Here is a 14,820-nt window from a genome sequence, read left to right on the forward strand (position 1 = left end):
GTTTGACCTCCTTGTAGCGGGATGGTCAGCATAGCCAGCAAGATCCGCGCCTGCCCGATGCTTTCATGACGCCGTCAGGCACTGGGGTGGGCAACGCTCCACCCACCGGGTGAGCTGTTCATGGGCATACGCCAACTGCAACACAGCATGGTCACCCTGAGCCGGGCCTATGATTTGCAGGCCCATGGGCAACCCGGCAGCACTGAACCCGACCGGTACGCTGATGCTCGGCAAGCCGGCCAGGGTCGGCCCGATCACCACCTCCATCCAGCGGTGGTAGGTGTCCATCGCCCGCCCCCCAACCACCGTCGGCCATGGCTGGCGTGCATCGAAAGGGAACACCTGGGCCGATGGCAACAGCAGGAAATCGTAACGTTCAAACAGATGGGCCAACGCACGGTACCAGTCGCTGCGGTCCAGCGAAGCCTGGTAAAGTGCTGCCGCACTCAGTTGCAAGCCCCCTTCTACTTCCCACTGTGCTTCAGGCTTGAGCCGTGCGCGCTTGTTCGGGTCGGCATAGGCCGCGCCGAGGTTGCCGTGCACCAGGAAGTGGCGATGGGTCAGCCAGCATTGCCACAACCGCGCGAGGTCGAATGCCGGCTGGCAAGCCTCCACCCGGCAGCCCAGTTCGGCAAAATCGGCCAGCGCCGACTCGCACAGGCTCATCACCCCGTCATCCATTGGCAGGTAGCCGTTGTAATCACCCAGCCAGCCGACCCGCACGCCCCGGAAATCACGCTGCAAACCGGCGGCAAAATCCCGCCGACCTTCGCTCAGCGACAGGGGTACCCGTGCGTCGACGCCAGCCTGTATCGACAGCAACCGTGCCACGTCAACCACGCTGCGGCCCATGGGCCCCTCGGTGGCCAGCTGCTGCACGAACAGTTCGGGCGCCGGCCCATGGGGCACTCGGCCCTGTGAGGGGCGCAGGCCGAACACATTGTTGAACGCCGCCGGGTTGCGCAGCGAGCCCATCATGTCGCTCCCGTCGGCGACCGGCAGCAGGCGCATGGCCAGCGCCGCTGCCGCCCCGCCACTGCTGCCACCGGCCACACGCTGCGGGTCGTAGGCATTGGTGGTGGTACCGAACAGGGTGTTGTAGGTTTGCGAGCCGAGGCCGAATTCGGGCACGTTGCTCTTGCCCACGATCAGCGCCCCGCTCGCCCGCATCCGCGCAACACTGATCGCGTCCTGCTCGGGTACCTGTTCGGTAAACAAGGGGGAGCCAAGGGTGGTGCGCAGCCCGGCAGTGGCTGCCAGGTCCTTGATCGCCTGCGGCATGCCATGCATCCAGCCACGCGAATGGCCACGGGCCAGTTCACAGTCACGCTCATCAGCCTCGGCCAGCAGCGCTTCGGCCGGGCGCAGTGACACCAGCGCATTGACTACAGGGTTGCAGCGTTCGATGTGCAGCAGGTAGGCCTGCATCACGTCCCGACACGACACCTGGCGGGCATGGATGGCCTGGGACAATGCCTCGGCATCGAGGGCTACGATGGGGTCGATGGCTAGCGGCTTCACGGTTTTACTCCAAGGTTGAAGGCGGCAGGCTTGGCCAACCGAGGTGCTTCTTTCAGGCAGTAGGTACCCAGCAGCGTCAGCAGGCAGGCGAACAGCACATAGAACGAAGGCGCCACTGGGGTGCCGAGCACCTTGCTCAGCCAGGTCACGATCAACGGGGCAAAGCCGCCGAACACCATCACTGCCACGTTATAGGCCACCGACACACCGGTGGAGCGCACCTCGACCGGGAACTGCTCGGCCAAGGCAGTGGGTGCCGGGCCGAAGAAGCCACCGATGGCGGTGCACAGCAGCAGTTGCATGATCAGCAGGCGTTCCACGGACGGCGCGGCGGCCACCCAGACATAAAGCGGGTAGACCATCACGAAGAACGCCAAGGTGAAGGCCATCAACACCGGGCGCCTCCCCAGCCGGTCAGACAGAGCGCCAGACAACGGAATCACCACGGTCATCAGCCCCACGGCCAGCATCTGCACGAGCAGCACCTGGTCCAGCGGCAGCCCGAGGTTCTTGTGGGCGAAGGTCGGCATGTTCACCAGCACCACGTAGAACGACACCGTCGCGCCACAGGCCAGGCCCATCGACACCAGCAGGCTGCGCCGGTGCTCACGCAACACCTGCCACAGGCTGGGCGACTGGCCCTTGGCCTGGCGGCGCGCTTCGACGAACTCTTCGGGCTCTTCCATGTGCTTGCGAATCCACAGCCCCACCGGGCCGATCAGCAGGCCGAGCACGAACGGAATGCGCCAGCCCCAGCTGTCCAGCGCCTCAGGCGAACACAGGTGCGTCACCAGGGCGACCATCGCCGCACCGGAAAACACCGCCAGGCATTGCCCCACCAGTTGCCACGAGCCATACAGCCCCTTGCGGTGGGCAGGCGCGCTTTCTACCAGAAACGCTGTCGCGCTGGCGTATTCGCCACCGGTAGCAAAGCCCTGCAGCATGCGCGCCACCACGATCAGCATCGGCGCGGCCATGCCAATGGCCAGGTAATCGGGGGCAAAAGCGATCATGGCGATCGACACGGTCATCAGCCGGATGATCATCTGCATGGCCGCCTTGCGGCCCTTGCGATCGGAATACATGCCCAGCAACACACCACCCACCGGGCGCATGAAAAAGCCGACGCCAAAGGTGGCCAGGGCCATCAGCAGCGAGGCGTACTCATCATCGGACGGGAAAAACTGCCGGGCAATGATGCTGGCCAGAAAGCCATACACGATAAAGTCATACCACTCCAGGGCGTTGCCGATAACGGCAGCGACCACCTGCCGGGTACGCGACACGCCAGTGCTCGAAGTCTGCATAGGGGAACACTCCACACAATGATTGGGTGATCACCCGGGCGCGGTCGCACCCGGGTTCCAGCGGCAGTCGTAAATGGGAAGGTCAGGCGGGCGCGAGCCAGCGCTCTGCTAGCGCGCCCCAGTAGGCGGCGCCGGTCAGCAGGATGTCGTCGTTGAAGTCGTAGGCCGGGTTGTGCACCATCGGCCGCGATACCCCATTGCCGATGAACAGGTAGGCGCCCGGGCAGCGTTGCAGCATCCAGGCGAAGTCTTCGCTGCCCATCAGCTTGCGGGTGTTGGCATCCACCGCCTCGGTACCCAGCAGTTCCACCCCGACCTGCGTGGCGAAGGCGTTCTCTGCGCCATGGTTGACCAGCACCGGGTAAGCCGGACGGTGTTCGATGCTGGCACTGCAGCCAAAACTTTCGGCCTGGCCGACGATGATCGCCCGCACCCGCTCCAGGGTCTGTGCCCGCACCTCGGCGTTCAGCGCGCGCAGGCTAAGGCGCAGCAGCGCCTGCTGCGGGATCACGTTGGCCGCTTCGCCGGCCTGCAGCGCACCCACCGTGACAACAGCCGCCTCCTGCGCATCGATATTGCGCGCCACCACGGTTTGCAGCGCCATTACCACACTGGCTGCCGCCACCAGCGGGTCGACGGTCAGGTGCGGCATCGAACCATGGCCGCCAACCCCGTCGAGGGTCACCGTCAGCAAGTCTTGCGAGGCCATCATCGGACCCTCGCGAAAGCCCAGGTGCCCGGCTGGCAGGCCCGGCATGTTGTGCATGCCGAACAGTGCATCGCAAGGGAAGCGCTCCAGCAAGCCGTCGGCCAGCATCGCCTCGGCGCCGCCCTGGCCCTCCTCGGCCGGCTGGAAGATCAGCGTCAGCGTGCCGTCGAACTGTCGGGTCGCCGCCAGGTAGCGCGCGGCGCCGAGCAGCATGGTGGTGTGACCATCATGGCCGCAGGCGTGCATGCAACCCTGGTGCTGGCTGCTGTACGTCGCGCCCGTGGCCTCGTGGATGGGCAGCGCGTCCATGTCGGCGCGCAGGCCCAGACGGCGTGAGCTGCTGCCATTGCGTAGCACGCCGACCACGCCAGTCTTGCCGATGCCGGTGTGTACCTCATAACCCCACGCCTCAAGCAACCGGGCGACCAGTGCCGACGTGCGGTTTTCTTCAAAACCCAGTTCCGGGTGAGCGTGGATATCGTGACGGATCGCGTGCAGCTCGCTGGCCACATCGTCAAGCCAGGCCAGGATGTGCTGATGTCGGGACATGTAGAGTCTCCTCGCGCGGGTGGTTTCCCGTTCTTGTTGTTCGCCTTGAGGTCACGACGGGTGAGGCAGGTCGTGCTTGCGAACAGATAAGCGCGAGGAGCGATGAAGCACAATCAAATCTGGTTTCACAGCGTGGAACCGAAAGCGCCGATCAGGGCTGCCATTGCTTGCAACGGCAAGCACTACTTCATGGCGGGGAAGCGAACTAATAATATTTGTTCAGGCAAGGGCTCGAGGATGGCCGATTCCTGGCCACGTAATCGGTTCCAGCCGGTGGCTTCCTTGATGGACTCCAATACCAACTTGCCCAGGGGCAATCTGTTCGATCTGGCTTCCCGATAAGTCGATTTAACATCGTTGAACAGCTGCCTCAGCTTGCCCACTCCTGCGAGAGAGCTTGCGGCTATTCCGGCCCCGGTCATCAGTTCAGCCCCCACTGACTCAAAGGGCGCTGATAAAGCAAACACAGCACTGGGCGCCTTGACGACGGTACCCGCCAGGCCGCCGACAAATATCATTGCATTATTGGTACGGCTTGAATTGTCGAACTCCTTCGGTATTGGCGTTCCGTTGGCCTTGGCAATTGAACGTTTGACGATTGCTTTGGATGCCTTGTTCAGTGAAGACAACATGCCCACCGTTCCCCAGACAAGTCCTGTAGATTGCCCGACTACCCGTGTGGGCGAATGACCATCACGGTCCACCTTGTTAACCGGGTCCCCCGTACAGTAGGCATAGGCATTAAGCCCCCCACGACCAAACGGGCTGAATACATCCGGGCTGTGAAAGCGCATTGTCCCGGTGTGATAGGCACGCTTGCCGTTGCCAAGTAGATAACCCTGCGGCAGAAGCGCGCCGGCCTCTCCGGCAAAAGCCAACAGCGGGCAGCCCTTGACCACCTGATAGCCATAGGGTGTATAGGGCCGCAGCGGGAAGTTATTACTTGTATGCACGGAGGCCTGTTGGTCAATGGCCAACAAATATGAAGTTCGCATGTTTTTCAGTTCCTGTTAGTGTTACTTGCCCCTTCACACTAACCCCATCACCCTTAATCAATAACTCGCAGATTTACTGAGCGGAAACATTACCCACACACGATGACTGCAATTGCTGTTACCTTGGGCGCACTGTTCCGAAACAGCCAAGGACTGCGTCATGCCTCCACGCCCAACCACCCCAAACGGCTTCGTCCGTGTGCGGGGTGCCCGCGAGCACAACCTGAAGAACATCGATGTCGATATCCCCCGCGATGCGCTGGTGGTGTTTACCGGCGTATCCGGCTCAGGCAAATCGTCACTGGCCTTCTCCACGTTGTATGCCGAAGCCCAGCGCCGCTATTTCGAATCAGTGGCACCCTATGCCCGGCGCCTGATCGATCAGGTTGGCGTGCCAGACGTCGATGCGATCGAAGGCCTGCCTCCAGCCGTGGCCTTGCAGCAGCAACGTGGCACACCCAGTGCGCGCTCCTCGGTGGGCAGCGTGACCACCTTGTCCAGCTCGATCCGCATGCTCTACTCACGCGCCGGCCACTACCCGGCCGGGCAGGCGATGCTGTATGCCGAGGACTTTTCGCCAAACACGCCCCAGGGCGCGTGCCCGGAGTGCCATGGCATGGGTCGGGTCTTTGAGGTGACCGAAGCGACCATGGTCCCCGACCCGTCACTGACCATTCGCGAACGCGCGGTGGCAGCGTGGCCGATGGCCTGGCAGGGGCAGAACCAGCGCGACATTCTGGTAACGCTGGGCTATGACGTCGATATCCCTTGGCGCGACTTGCCCCAGGCGCAACGCGACTGGATCCTGTTCACGGAAGAAACGCCCACCGCACCGGTGTATGCCGGCCTGACGCCCGCGCAGACCCGCGCCGCACTCAAGCGCAAGCTGGAGCCTAGCTACCAAGGCACGTTCATGGGTGCCCGGCGTTACGTGCTGCATACCTTCATGCACTCGCAGAGCGCACAGATGCGTAAACGCGTGGCCCAGTACATGCGCCCCAGCCCCTGCCCGCTGTGCCAAGGCAAGCGCCTGAAGCGCGAGGCGCTGGGCGTGACCTTCGCCGGCCTGGATATCACCGAACTGTCGCACTTGTCGCTGCAGGCGCTGGCCGAGGTGTTCCGCAAAGTGGCGGCAGCTGACTATCTGGCGCACCCGCAAGACGACCTGACCCTGGAAAAGCGCCTGGCAGCACAACGCATCGCCAAGGAATTGCTCGAGCGCATCGACACGCTGCTCGACCTTGGCCTCGGTTACCTGGCCCTGGAGCGCAGCACCCCCACCTTGTCTTCGGGTGAGCTGCAACGCTTGCGCCTGGCCACCCAGCTGAACTCACAGCTGTTCGGTGTGATCTACGTGCTCGACGAGCCCTCGGCCGGCTTGCACCCGGCCGACAGCGAAGCGTTGTTCGACGCCCTGCAACGCCTGAAGCACGCGGGCAACTCGGTGTATGTGGTGGAGCACGACCTGGACACCATGCGCCGCGCCGACTGGCTGGTGGATGTAGGGCCGGCTGCCGGCGAGCACGGTGGCACCATCCTCTACAGCGGGCCGCCCGCAGGCCTGGCCGAGGTCGAGCCATCATGCACCCGCACCTACCTGTTCAATGCCCAGTCCCAAGCCACACGTGCGCCACGCCAGGCCCGAGACTGGCTCACGCTAGAAGGCATTACCCGCAACAACCTCAACAACCTCAGCGCCGCATTCCCGCTGGGCTGCTTTACCGCCGTTACGGGTATTTCCGGCTCGGGCAAATCCAGCCTGGTCAGCCAGGCCCTGCTGGAGCTGGTCGGTGCGCACCTGGGCCATGCCGAGCAACGCAGCGAGCCCGACGAACCGAGCCTGGAGGACGCGCCTGAGCAGACCGGCAGTGGGCATGTCAGCGCTGGCCTGGACAGCATCAAGCGCCTGGTACAGGTCGACCAGAAGCCGATCGGTCGCACGCCTCGCTCCAACCTGGCCACCTACACCGGCCTGTTCGACCACGTGCGCAAGCTGTTCGCTGCCACGGAGCAAGCCAAGGCACAGGGCTTCGACGCAGGGCGCTTTTCCTTCAACGTTGCCAAGGGCCGCTGCGCAAATTGCGAAGGCGAAGGCTTCGTCAGCGTTGAGCTGCTGTTCATGCCCAGTGTCTACGCCCCCTGCCCCACCTGCCACGGCGACCGCTACAACCCTGAAACCCTGGCGGTGAGCTGGCAAGGCATGAACATTGCCCAAGTGCTGCAGCTGACTGTCGAGCAGGCCCTGCAGGTCTTTGCCGAACAGCCACCGGCGCGGCGTTGCCTGCAAGTGTTGCAGGACATCGGCCTGGGTTACCTGCGCCTGGGCCAACCGGCTACCGAACTGTCCGGTGGTGAAGCGCAACGGATCAAACTGGCGACCGAGCTGCAACGCACGGCCCGCGGGGCAACGCTGTATGTGCTGGACGAGCCCACCAACGGCTTGCACCCGCAAGACATCGACCGGTTGCTGGTGCAACTGAACCGCCTGGTCGACGGCGGGCACAGCGTGGTGGTGGTCGAACATGACATGCGTGTGGTAGCGCAAAGCGACTGGGTGATCGATATCGGGCCGGGTGCCGGCGACGCCGGGGGCAAGGTGGTGGTCAGTGGCACGCCGCAGGTGGTGGCTGGGTGTGCGGTAAGCCGCACAGCGGCGTTTTTGGCCAAGGCCTTGTAAAAGCGCGCATTGCCAGGTTCCAGGCAGAGGCTTAGAATGCGATCAATTCTTAATTGCACCCCTCGCCCGGAACCTCGCGCCTGCCATGCCGCCCGCCGACCCTACCCTCAACCTGCAGGTCCAGACGCTGTACACCGAGCACCACGGCTGGCTGCAGGGTTGGCTAGGGCGCAAACTGGGAAATGCCTGCGATGCCGCCGACCTGGCACATGACACCTTCGTGCGCCTGCTAAGCCGCCAGGGCAGCAGCTACTTCGGCAGTGAACCCCGGGCGTTGCTTACCCACATCGCCAAGGGCCTGGTGGTCGACCGCTGGCGCCGCCAGGATGTCGAGCGCGCTTATCTGGAGGCCATCGCCCACTTGCCGCCGCCCGAAGTGCCCTCACCGGAAACACGCTGGCTGATCCTCGAAACCCTGTACCGCGTCGATGCCATGCTGCGCGACATGCCAGCCCGGGTGCGCCAGGTGTTCCTGCTGTCGCAGCTGGACGGGCTGACCTACGCAGAAATCGCCGAACACCTGCAGGTATCGCTGATTACCATCAAGCGCGACATGCGCACCGCTTTTCTCGCCTGCCTGAGCATCGACTGATGGAGCAGCGCATCGACCCGCTGATTCTCGGCGAGGCGGCCGACTGGCTGGTGCAGTTGCAGTCGGGCACCGCCACCGAAGACGACCACCGTGCGGTGCAGGCCTGGTGCCAGCGCAGCGCCCAGCACGCCCAGGCCTGGCAGCGGGCCGAGGCCATTCTGGGCGACTTCCGCCGCCTGCCCACGCCAGTGACCGGCGAAACCTTGCGCCGGCTTAGCCGCAACGGTGCCGTCAGCCGCCGCCAGGCCTTGCAGCGCCTGGGGTTGTGGCTGCTGGCCGCACCAGCAGCCTGGCTGGCCTGGCGCGAAACGCCGTGGCAGCAATGGGCTGCCGATGCACGCACAGCGGTGGGTGAGCAACGCTCGTTGACACTTGCCGATGGCAGCCAGGTGCTGCTGAACACCGACACAGCCATTGACATTACCTTTAACGCCCAGCAGCGCCGCATCGACCTGCTGGCAGGCGAAATTCTGATTACCAGCGCCAAGGACCGTGCCACCCCAGCGCGGCCCCTGCTGGTGTGCACCCGGCAAGGTCAGGCGACTGCGCTGGGCACACGCTTCAGTGTGCGAATCGATGGCGCGCTGACCCGGGTGGCCGTGCTTGAAGGCGCAGTCGAAACCCGCCCCCTGTACGCCACCGGCGGGCTGCTGCTCAAGGCTGGCGAGCGCAACGCTTTCGATGCCGAACGCGCGCTCCCTGCCTCGCCGCTGGAGATCGGCGACCTGGCCTGGGAGCACGGCATGCTCCTGGCACGCGACATGCGTCTGGCCGATTTGCTGCAGGAGCTGGGCCGCTACCGCCCCGGTGTGCTGCGCTGCCACCCGGCAGTGCGCGAGTTGAAGGTATCGGGCGCCTTCCCGCTGACAGACACCGATGCCAGCCTGCGGCTGCTGAGCGACACCCTGCCCGTCACCCTCCAGGGCCTGTCCCGCTTCTGGGTGACCGTGGAACCGCTGAGCTGACGTGATCCGGCAGGGTTGCGAACATTTCGGTGATACCTTTTCCTGCTTCGTCCGGTGATGAGTGCAGAACCTTCATCTTCTGCATCCACAGGACCTCCGCATGACGCCCCGCCAGCCGTACCGCTTGCCTTTCAAGGCCCTTAGCCTTGCCATCGCCATGGCCGCCACAGCCCCTGTGGCAATGGCAACCGACGCCACCCCGCGCACCTATCACCTGGCGGCCGGCCCGCTGGCCGATGTACTGGCGCGCTTCGCCGCCAGCGCCGGGGTGCCGTTGTCGTTCGACCCGGCTTTGCTCAAGGGCGTGCAAAGCCAGGGCCTCAAAGGCAGCTACAGCATCCCGGAAGGCTTCGCCCGTCTGCTGGCCGGCAGTGGCTACAGCCTGATAACCACCGACAGCGGCGGCTACACCCTGGCCCCCACGGTCGACCTGGGCAATGCCCTGGAACTGGGCGCGACCACCATCAACAGCGACCTGGCCGCCAGCAGCGACACTTGGCAAGGCGGCCAGGTGGCCCGCAGCGCGAAGCTGGGCGTGCTCGGCGACCAGGCAATCAGCGACGTGCCGTTCAGTGTCACCAGCTACACCGCCAAGACCATCGCCGACCAGCAAGCCCGCACTCTGGGTGATGTGTTGCTCAATGACGCGGCGGTGCGCCAGTCGGCGGGGTTCGGCAATTTCTCGCAAGTGTTCACCATACGCGGCTTGCCGCTGAACACCGACGACATCAGCTACAACGGCCTGTACGGCGTGCTGCCACGGCAGATCGTGACCACCGAGGCGCTCGAACGGGTCGAGGTGTTCAAAGGGTCCAGCGCCTTCCTCAATGGGGTCGCGCCACAAGGCAGCGGCATTGGGGGGGCAATCAATCTTGTGCCCAAGCGCGCCGAAGATACCCCGACGCGCCATGTCACCCTCGACTACGCCACAGGCGACAACATCGGTGGCCACCTGGACCTGGGCAAGCGCTTTGGTGAAGACAACCGCTTCGGTGCACGCGTCAACCTGGCCCAGCATGACGGTGGCACCGGCGTCGACGACGAGGCCCAGCATTCCTCCCTGGTTGCCTTGGCGCTGGACTACCGAGGCGAACGCCTGCGCCTGTCCACCGACCTGGGTTACCAGAAAGAGCGCATCAACCAGGGCCGCGCGGTGATCTACCCTACCGGCAGCAAAGTACCCCACGCCCCGTCGGCGCGAGACAACTACTCGCAGGACTGGAGCTGGTCACAGCTCGAAGATACCTATGGCATGGTCAACGCCGAGTACGACCTGAACGACAACTGGATGCTGTACGCCGGTGCTGGCGCCAAGCACACCCGCGAAAATGGCGAGTACTCCTCGCTGTACGTCAGCGACGCCAACGGCACCGCACGCGGCGGCTTCCTCTATTCCCCTCACGACGAGGACAACAAGAGCGCCGTCGCCGGGCTCAACGGCCGTTTTGCCACCGGCCCGGTCAGCCACCGGGTCAATTTTGGCCTGTCGGGTATGTGGGGTGAGCAACGTTCCGCCTATGAAGCGCTGGCTGCGGCCAAGCGCTACGACAGTAACCTGTACAACCCGGTGAAGGTACCGCGCCCGACCGATACCTACTTCGGCAGCGACCTGCACGACCCGCGCATTGTCGGCAAGAACCGTAACAAGAGTGTGGCGCTGTCCGACACCCTGGGCTTTTTCGATGACCGCGTGCTGCTGACCGTTGGCGTGCGCCGGCAGTCGATCAGCGTGGATAGCTGGGCGACCGCCACCGGTGTGCGCAACACGCCTTACGACGAGTCCATCACCACCCCGGTGTATGGTCTGGTGATCAAGCCTTGGGAGCATGTGTCGTTCTACGCGAACCGCATCGAAGGCCTGGCCCAGGGCCCGACTGCACCGTCCAGCGTGACCAACGCCAACGAGGTGTTCCCACCCAAGCGCAGCAAGCAGGTCGAGGCCGGGGTGAAACTGGACTGGAACAGCTTCGGCGCCACCTTGGGTGTGTACCGTATCGAGCAGCCCAACAGCGTCACCTACCGCGTACCCGGGGCGCAGCAGGACACCTTCAGCATGGATGGCGAACAGGTCAACAAGGGGGTGGAGCTGAATGTGTTCGGTGAGCCAGTGGACGGCCTGCGGCTGCTGACCGGTGCGGTGTTCATGCACACCGAGCAGAAGAACACCGCTTATGGCAGCAACGACGGCAACCGCGCTGCCGGTGTACCGCGCTTCCAGTTCAACCTGGGTGCCGACTGGGACGTGCCTGGCCTGGAGGGGGCTGCGCTGAGCGCCCGGTTGCTGCGCACGGGGGGCCAGTATGTGAACGCGGCTAACAGCCTGAGCATTCCGGCCTGGACCCGGGTAGATCTGGGCGGGCGTTATCGCTTCAAGGTCGATGACAAGCAGGTGACGTTGCGCGCCAACGTGGAGAATGTGGCGAACAAGGCGTATTGGGCATCGGCCTCAACCTCGAACAACTACCTGACCCAGGGCACACCGCGGGTATTGCGCTTGTCGGCCAGCGTTGATTTCTAAGCCTGGAAGCTAGCAGCTGTTATAGCCTGTGCCGGCCCTTTCGCGGGTAAACCCGCTCCTACAGGTACAGCGCCAGCCTCAAGGTTGGTGCAATCCCTGTAGGAGCGGGTTTACCCGCGAAGAGGCCGGCACAGGCACAACTGTTTTCTTTGCCACCGCTGCTCAAGTACAGTCTGCCCATGGACAAGTACGCCCCTCGCCAATGGCTCCCCCACGAGAAACCCAGCCTGCCGGGCTCCCCCTCCACGCCCTTGCATTCACCTGCCAAGCGCCTGGCCTACGGCGTGGTCGGCCTGCTGGTCGCAATCACCGGTGGCCTTGGCAACGCGTTGGTCACCGCCAACCTGGTGTTCCTGCAAGGCGCTTTGGGCGCGACCACGGCAGAAATGGCCTGGCTGCCTGCCGCCTACGTCATGACCAACGTGTCCATCAACCTGCTGCTGGTGAAGTTTCGCCAACAATTCGGCCTGCGTGCCTTCACCGAGGTGTTCCTGGTGCTGTACGCCCTGGTCACCTTCGCCCACCTGCTGGTCAACGACCTCAACTCGGCCATCGCAGTACGCGCGGCCCACGGCATGGTCGGCGCCGCGCTCAGCTCGCTGGGGCTGTATTACATGATCCAGGCGTTCCCGGCGCAATGGCGGCTCAAGGCAATGGTGCTGGGCCTGGGCGCCTCGCAGCTGGCACTGCCGCTGGCACGCATCTTTTCCGAAGACCTGCTGCAAATCGCCGAATGGCGTGGCCTGTACCTGTTCGAGCTGGGCCTGGCGCTGGCCGCGCTGGGTTGCGTGTTGATGCTCAAGTTGCCACCCGGTGACCGCTTCAAGACCTTCGAGCCCCTGGACTTCCTGACCTTCACCCTGATCGCCAGTGGCACAGCGCTGCTTTGCGCCGTGCTGTCGCTGGGGCGTATCGACTGGTGGCTGGAGGCGCCATGGATCGGCGTGGCGCTGGCGGCCTCGATCGGCCTGCTCTTCAGCGGCCTGGCCATCGAGCACAACCGGCAGAACCCGTTGTTGATGACCCATTGGCTGGGCAGCGGTGCAGTCATTCGCCTGGCGCTGTGCGTGGTGTTGATCCGCATGGTCACGTCCGAACAGTCCACGGGCGCAGTCGGCTTTTTGCAGGCGCTGAACATGGGCAGCGAGCAAATGCGCACGCTGTACTGGATCATGCTGCTGGGTGCCGTGGCTGGCCTGGCCAGCAGCGCCCTCACCATCAACCCCAACCACCTGGTGATTCCGCTGTTCGTCTCGTTGCTGGCCATGGCTGCCGGCGCCTTCATGGACAGCAGCTCCAGCAACCTCACGCGCCCGGCACAAATGTACTTCAGCCAGTTTCTGCTGGCCTTTGGCAGCACGTTCTTCCTTGGCCCGTCGATGGCCTTGGGCATCAGCCATGTGCGCGCCAACCCACGCAACCTGGTGAGCTTTTCGGTACTGTTCGGCATCTGCAACAACCTCGGCGGCCTGATTGGCGCGGCGCTGCTGGGTACCTTCCAGACCTGGCGGGAAAAATTCCATTCCAGCCACCTGATGGACCGCCTCAGCTACCTCGAACCCTTGGTCAATGCGCGTGTGCAGAGCGGCGGCGGCGGTTACGGCGGCATCATCGCCGACCCGGCCCTGCGTAGCGAAGCCGGCATGCGCCTGCTGGCCAGCGCCGTCACCCGCGAGGCGAACATCATGGCCTACAACGACGTGTTCGTGCTGATTGGCAGTATCGCTGTCCTGACAATGGTCTGGATCTGCATCCGTAGCACCTGGCTCTGGTACGCAAAACGCCAGGCCACCCTCACCGACTCCACCCCCGGCGCGCCCAACCGATGACCGACGACACCCGCACCACGACCACCACTGCCATCGCCGAAACCCCGGAAGGTGCCACACCACCCAGCGAGCCGACCAGCCCGGTACGTTCGCGGCGGGTCCGCATCCTCTCGTCAATCAGTTTCGCCTGCGTGGCCCTGGCCGGCATCCTGCTGGTGCTGTATGCCTGGCGCCTGCCACCGTTCAGCAGCGCCATCGAAAGTACCGAAAATGCGCTGGTACGCGGCCAGGTGACCATCATCGGCCCCCAACTCAGTGGCTACATTGTCGACGTGCCGGTGCACGACTTCCAGTTCGTCAAGGCCGGTGACCTCTTGGTGCAACTGGACGACCGCATCTACAAACAGCGCCTGGCCCAGGCCATCGCCCAACTGCAGCAACAACAGGCAGCCCTGGCCAACAACCTGCAGCAGCGCAACAGTGCCGAAGCCACCATCGCCCAGCGCCAGGCGGCCATCGGCGATGCAATGGCCCAGGCGACCAAGGCCAAAGCCGACCTGAGCCGCAACCAGGCGCTGGTCGACGACGGCTCGGTGTCGCGCCGCGACCTGGACCTGGCCCGCGCCAGCGAAGCGGCAGCGGTCGCCAGCCTGGCCCAGGCCAAGGCAGCGTTGGAAATCGCCCGCCAGGACCGTGAAACGGTGGTGGTCAACCGGGCAGCGCTGGAAGCATCGGTGGAGAATGCCAAAGCGGCCGTGGAACTGGCGCGCATCGACCTCGACAATACCCGCGTCACCGCCCCGCGCGACGGCCAGCTGGGGCAAATCGGCACACGCCTGGGGGCTTATGTGAATTCTGGCGCGCAGTTAATGGCTCTGGTGCCCGACACCTTGTGGGTCATCGCCAACATGAAGGAAACCCAGATGGCCAATGTACGCATCGGCCAGCCGGTGACGTTCACCGTGGATGCCCTGAACCACCTGAAGTTGCAGGGGCACGTGCAGCAGATATCGCCAGCCACCGGCTCGGAGTTCGCCCTGCTGCAGGCAGACAATGCCACCGGCAACTTCGTCAAGATTGCCCAGAGGATTCCGGTGCGCATTACTGTGGATGCCGGCCAGGACGAAGCCAGGCGACTGCGCCCAGGCATGTCGGTGGTCGTCAGTATCGATACCCGAGGTGAGCCATAGCGATGCCGTCTTGCCACGATTGCGCCGC

10 protein-coding genes are annotated in these 14,820 nt (G+C 64.3%); 6 read left to right on the forward strand and 4 right to left on the reverse strand.

Going from position 1 to position 14,820, the window contains the following annotated elements; all coding sequences use genetic code 11:
- Nucleotides 1–63: 63 nt before the first annotated feature.
- The 4 genes from QQ992_RS13520 to QQ992_RS13535 form a co-directional block, all read right to left on the reverse strand.
- Nucleotides 64–1,521, reverse strand: coding sequence for an amidase (locus tag QQ992_RS13520; protein ID WP_286113850.1), 1,458 nt, complete (start codon nucleotides 1,519–1,521; stop codon nucleotides 64–66).
- Nucleotides 1,518–2,828 carry a citrate-proton symporter gene (locus QQ992_RS13525; RefSeq protein WP_060499324.1) on the reverse strand — a complete coding sequence of 437 codons (1,311 nt, stop codon included), beginning with the start codon at nucleotides 2,826–2,828 and terminating at the stop codon, nucleotides 1,518–1,520. The genes QQ992_RS13520 and QQ992_RS13525 overlap by 4 nt, the downstream gene beginning before the upstream one ends.
- Before the next feature lie 82 nt (nucleotides 2,829–2,910).
- Complete coding sequence (locus QQ992_RS13530; protein WP_286113852.1) at nucleotides 2,911–4,086, reverse strand: M20 aminoacylase family protein; 1,176 nt, start codon at nucleotides 4,084–4,086, stop codon at nucleotides 2,911–2,913.
- A 182-nt stretch (nucleotides 4,087–4,268) separates the two neighbouring features.
- Complete coding sequence (locus tag QQ992_RS13535; RefSeq protein ID WP_286113854.1) at nucleotides 4,269–5,081, reverse strand: RHS repeat-associated core domain-containing protein; 813 nt, start codon at nucleotides 5,079–5,081, stop codon at nucleotides 4,269–4,271.
- A 160-nt stretch (nucleotides 5,082–5,241) separates the two neighbouring features.
- On the opposite strand from QQ992_RS13535, the gene QQ992_RS13540 reads away from it, so the two are divergent.
- The 6 genes from QQ992_RS13540 to QQ992_RS13565 all read left to right on the forward strand — a co-directional run bounded on the left by QQ992_RS13540 (nucleotide 5,242) and on the right by QQ992_RS13565 (nucleotide 14,792).
- Nucleotides 5,242–7,758 (forward strand): excinuclease ABC subunit UvrA, encoded by a 2,517-nt coding sequence (locus QQ992_RS13540; RefSeq protein WP_286113855.1) that lies wholly within the window; start codon nucleotides 5,242–5,244, stop codon nucleotides 7,756–7,758.
- An 85-nt stretch (nucleotides 7,759–7,843) separates the two neighbouring features.
- Entirely contained in the window at nucleotides 7,844–8,350 is a 507-nt protein-coding gene (locus tag QQ992_RS13545) for a sigma-70 family RNA polymerase sigma factor (protein WP_110740995.1), read from the forward strand.
- Nucleotides 8,350–9,315: a FecR domain-containing protein gene (locus QQ992_RS13550; protein ID WP_286113856.1), complete on the forward strand. Its 966-nt coding sequence runs from the start codon at nucleotides 8,350–8,352 to the stop codon at nucleotides 9,313–9,315. Before QQ992_RS13545 ends, QQ992_RS13550 begins: the two co-directional genes overlap by 1 nt.
- A gap of 100 nt (nucleotides 9,316–9,415) precedes the next feature.
- The gene (locus QQ992_RS13555) at nucleotides 9,416–11,833 is read left to right on the forward strand and encodes a TonB-dependent receptor (protein ID WP_286113857.1); all 2,418 of its coding nucleotides are present in this window, start codon (nucleotides 9,416–9,418) and stop codon (nucleotides 11,831–11,833) included.
- A gap of 179 nt (nucleotides 11,834–12,012) precedes the next feature.
- Nucleotides 12,013–13,662: an MFS transporter gene (locus tag QQ992_RS13560; protein ID WP_286113858.1), complete on the forward strand. Its 1,650-nt coding sequence runs from the start codon at nucleotides 12,013–12,015 to the stop codon at nucleotides 13,660–13,662.
- Entirely contained in the window at nucleotides 13,659–14,792 is a 1,134-nt protein-coding gene (locus tag QQ992_RS13565; protein WP_286113860.1) for an HlyD family secretion protein, read from the forward strand. The genes QQ992_RS13560 and QQ992_RS13565 overlap by 4 nt, the downstream gene beginning before the upstream one ends.
- The last annotated feature ends 28 nt before the right edge of the window (nucleotides 14,793–14,820 follow it).

Origin of the sequence: Pseudomonas kurunegalensis, assembly GCF_030291635.1 — a bacterium.
GTDB lineage: Bacteria > Pseudomonadota > Gammaproteobacteria > Pseudomonadales > Pseudomonadaceae > Aquipseudomonas > Aquipseudomonas monteilii.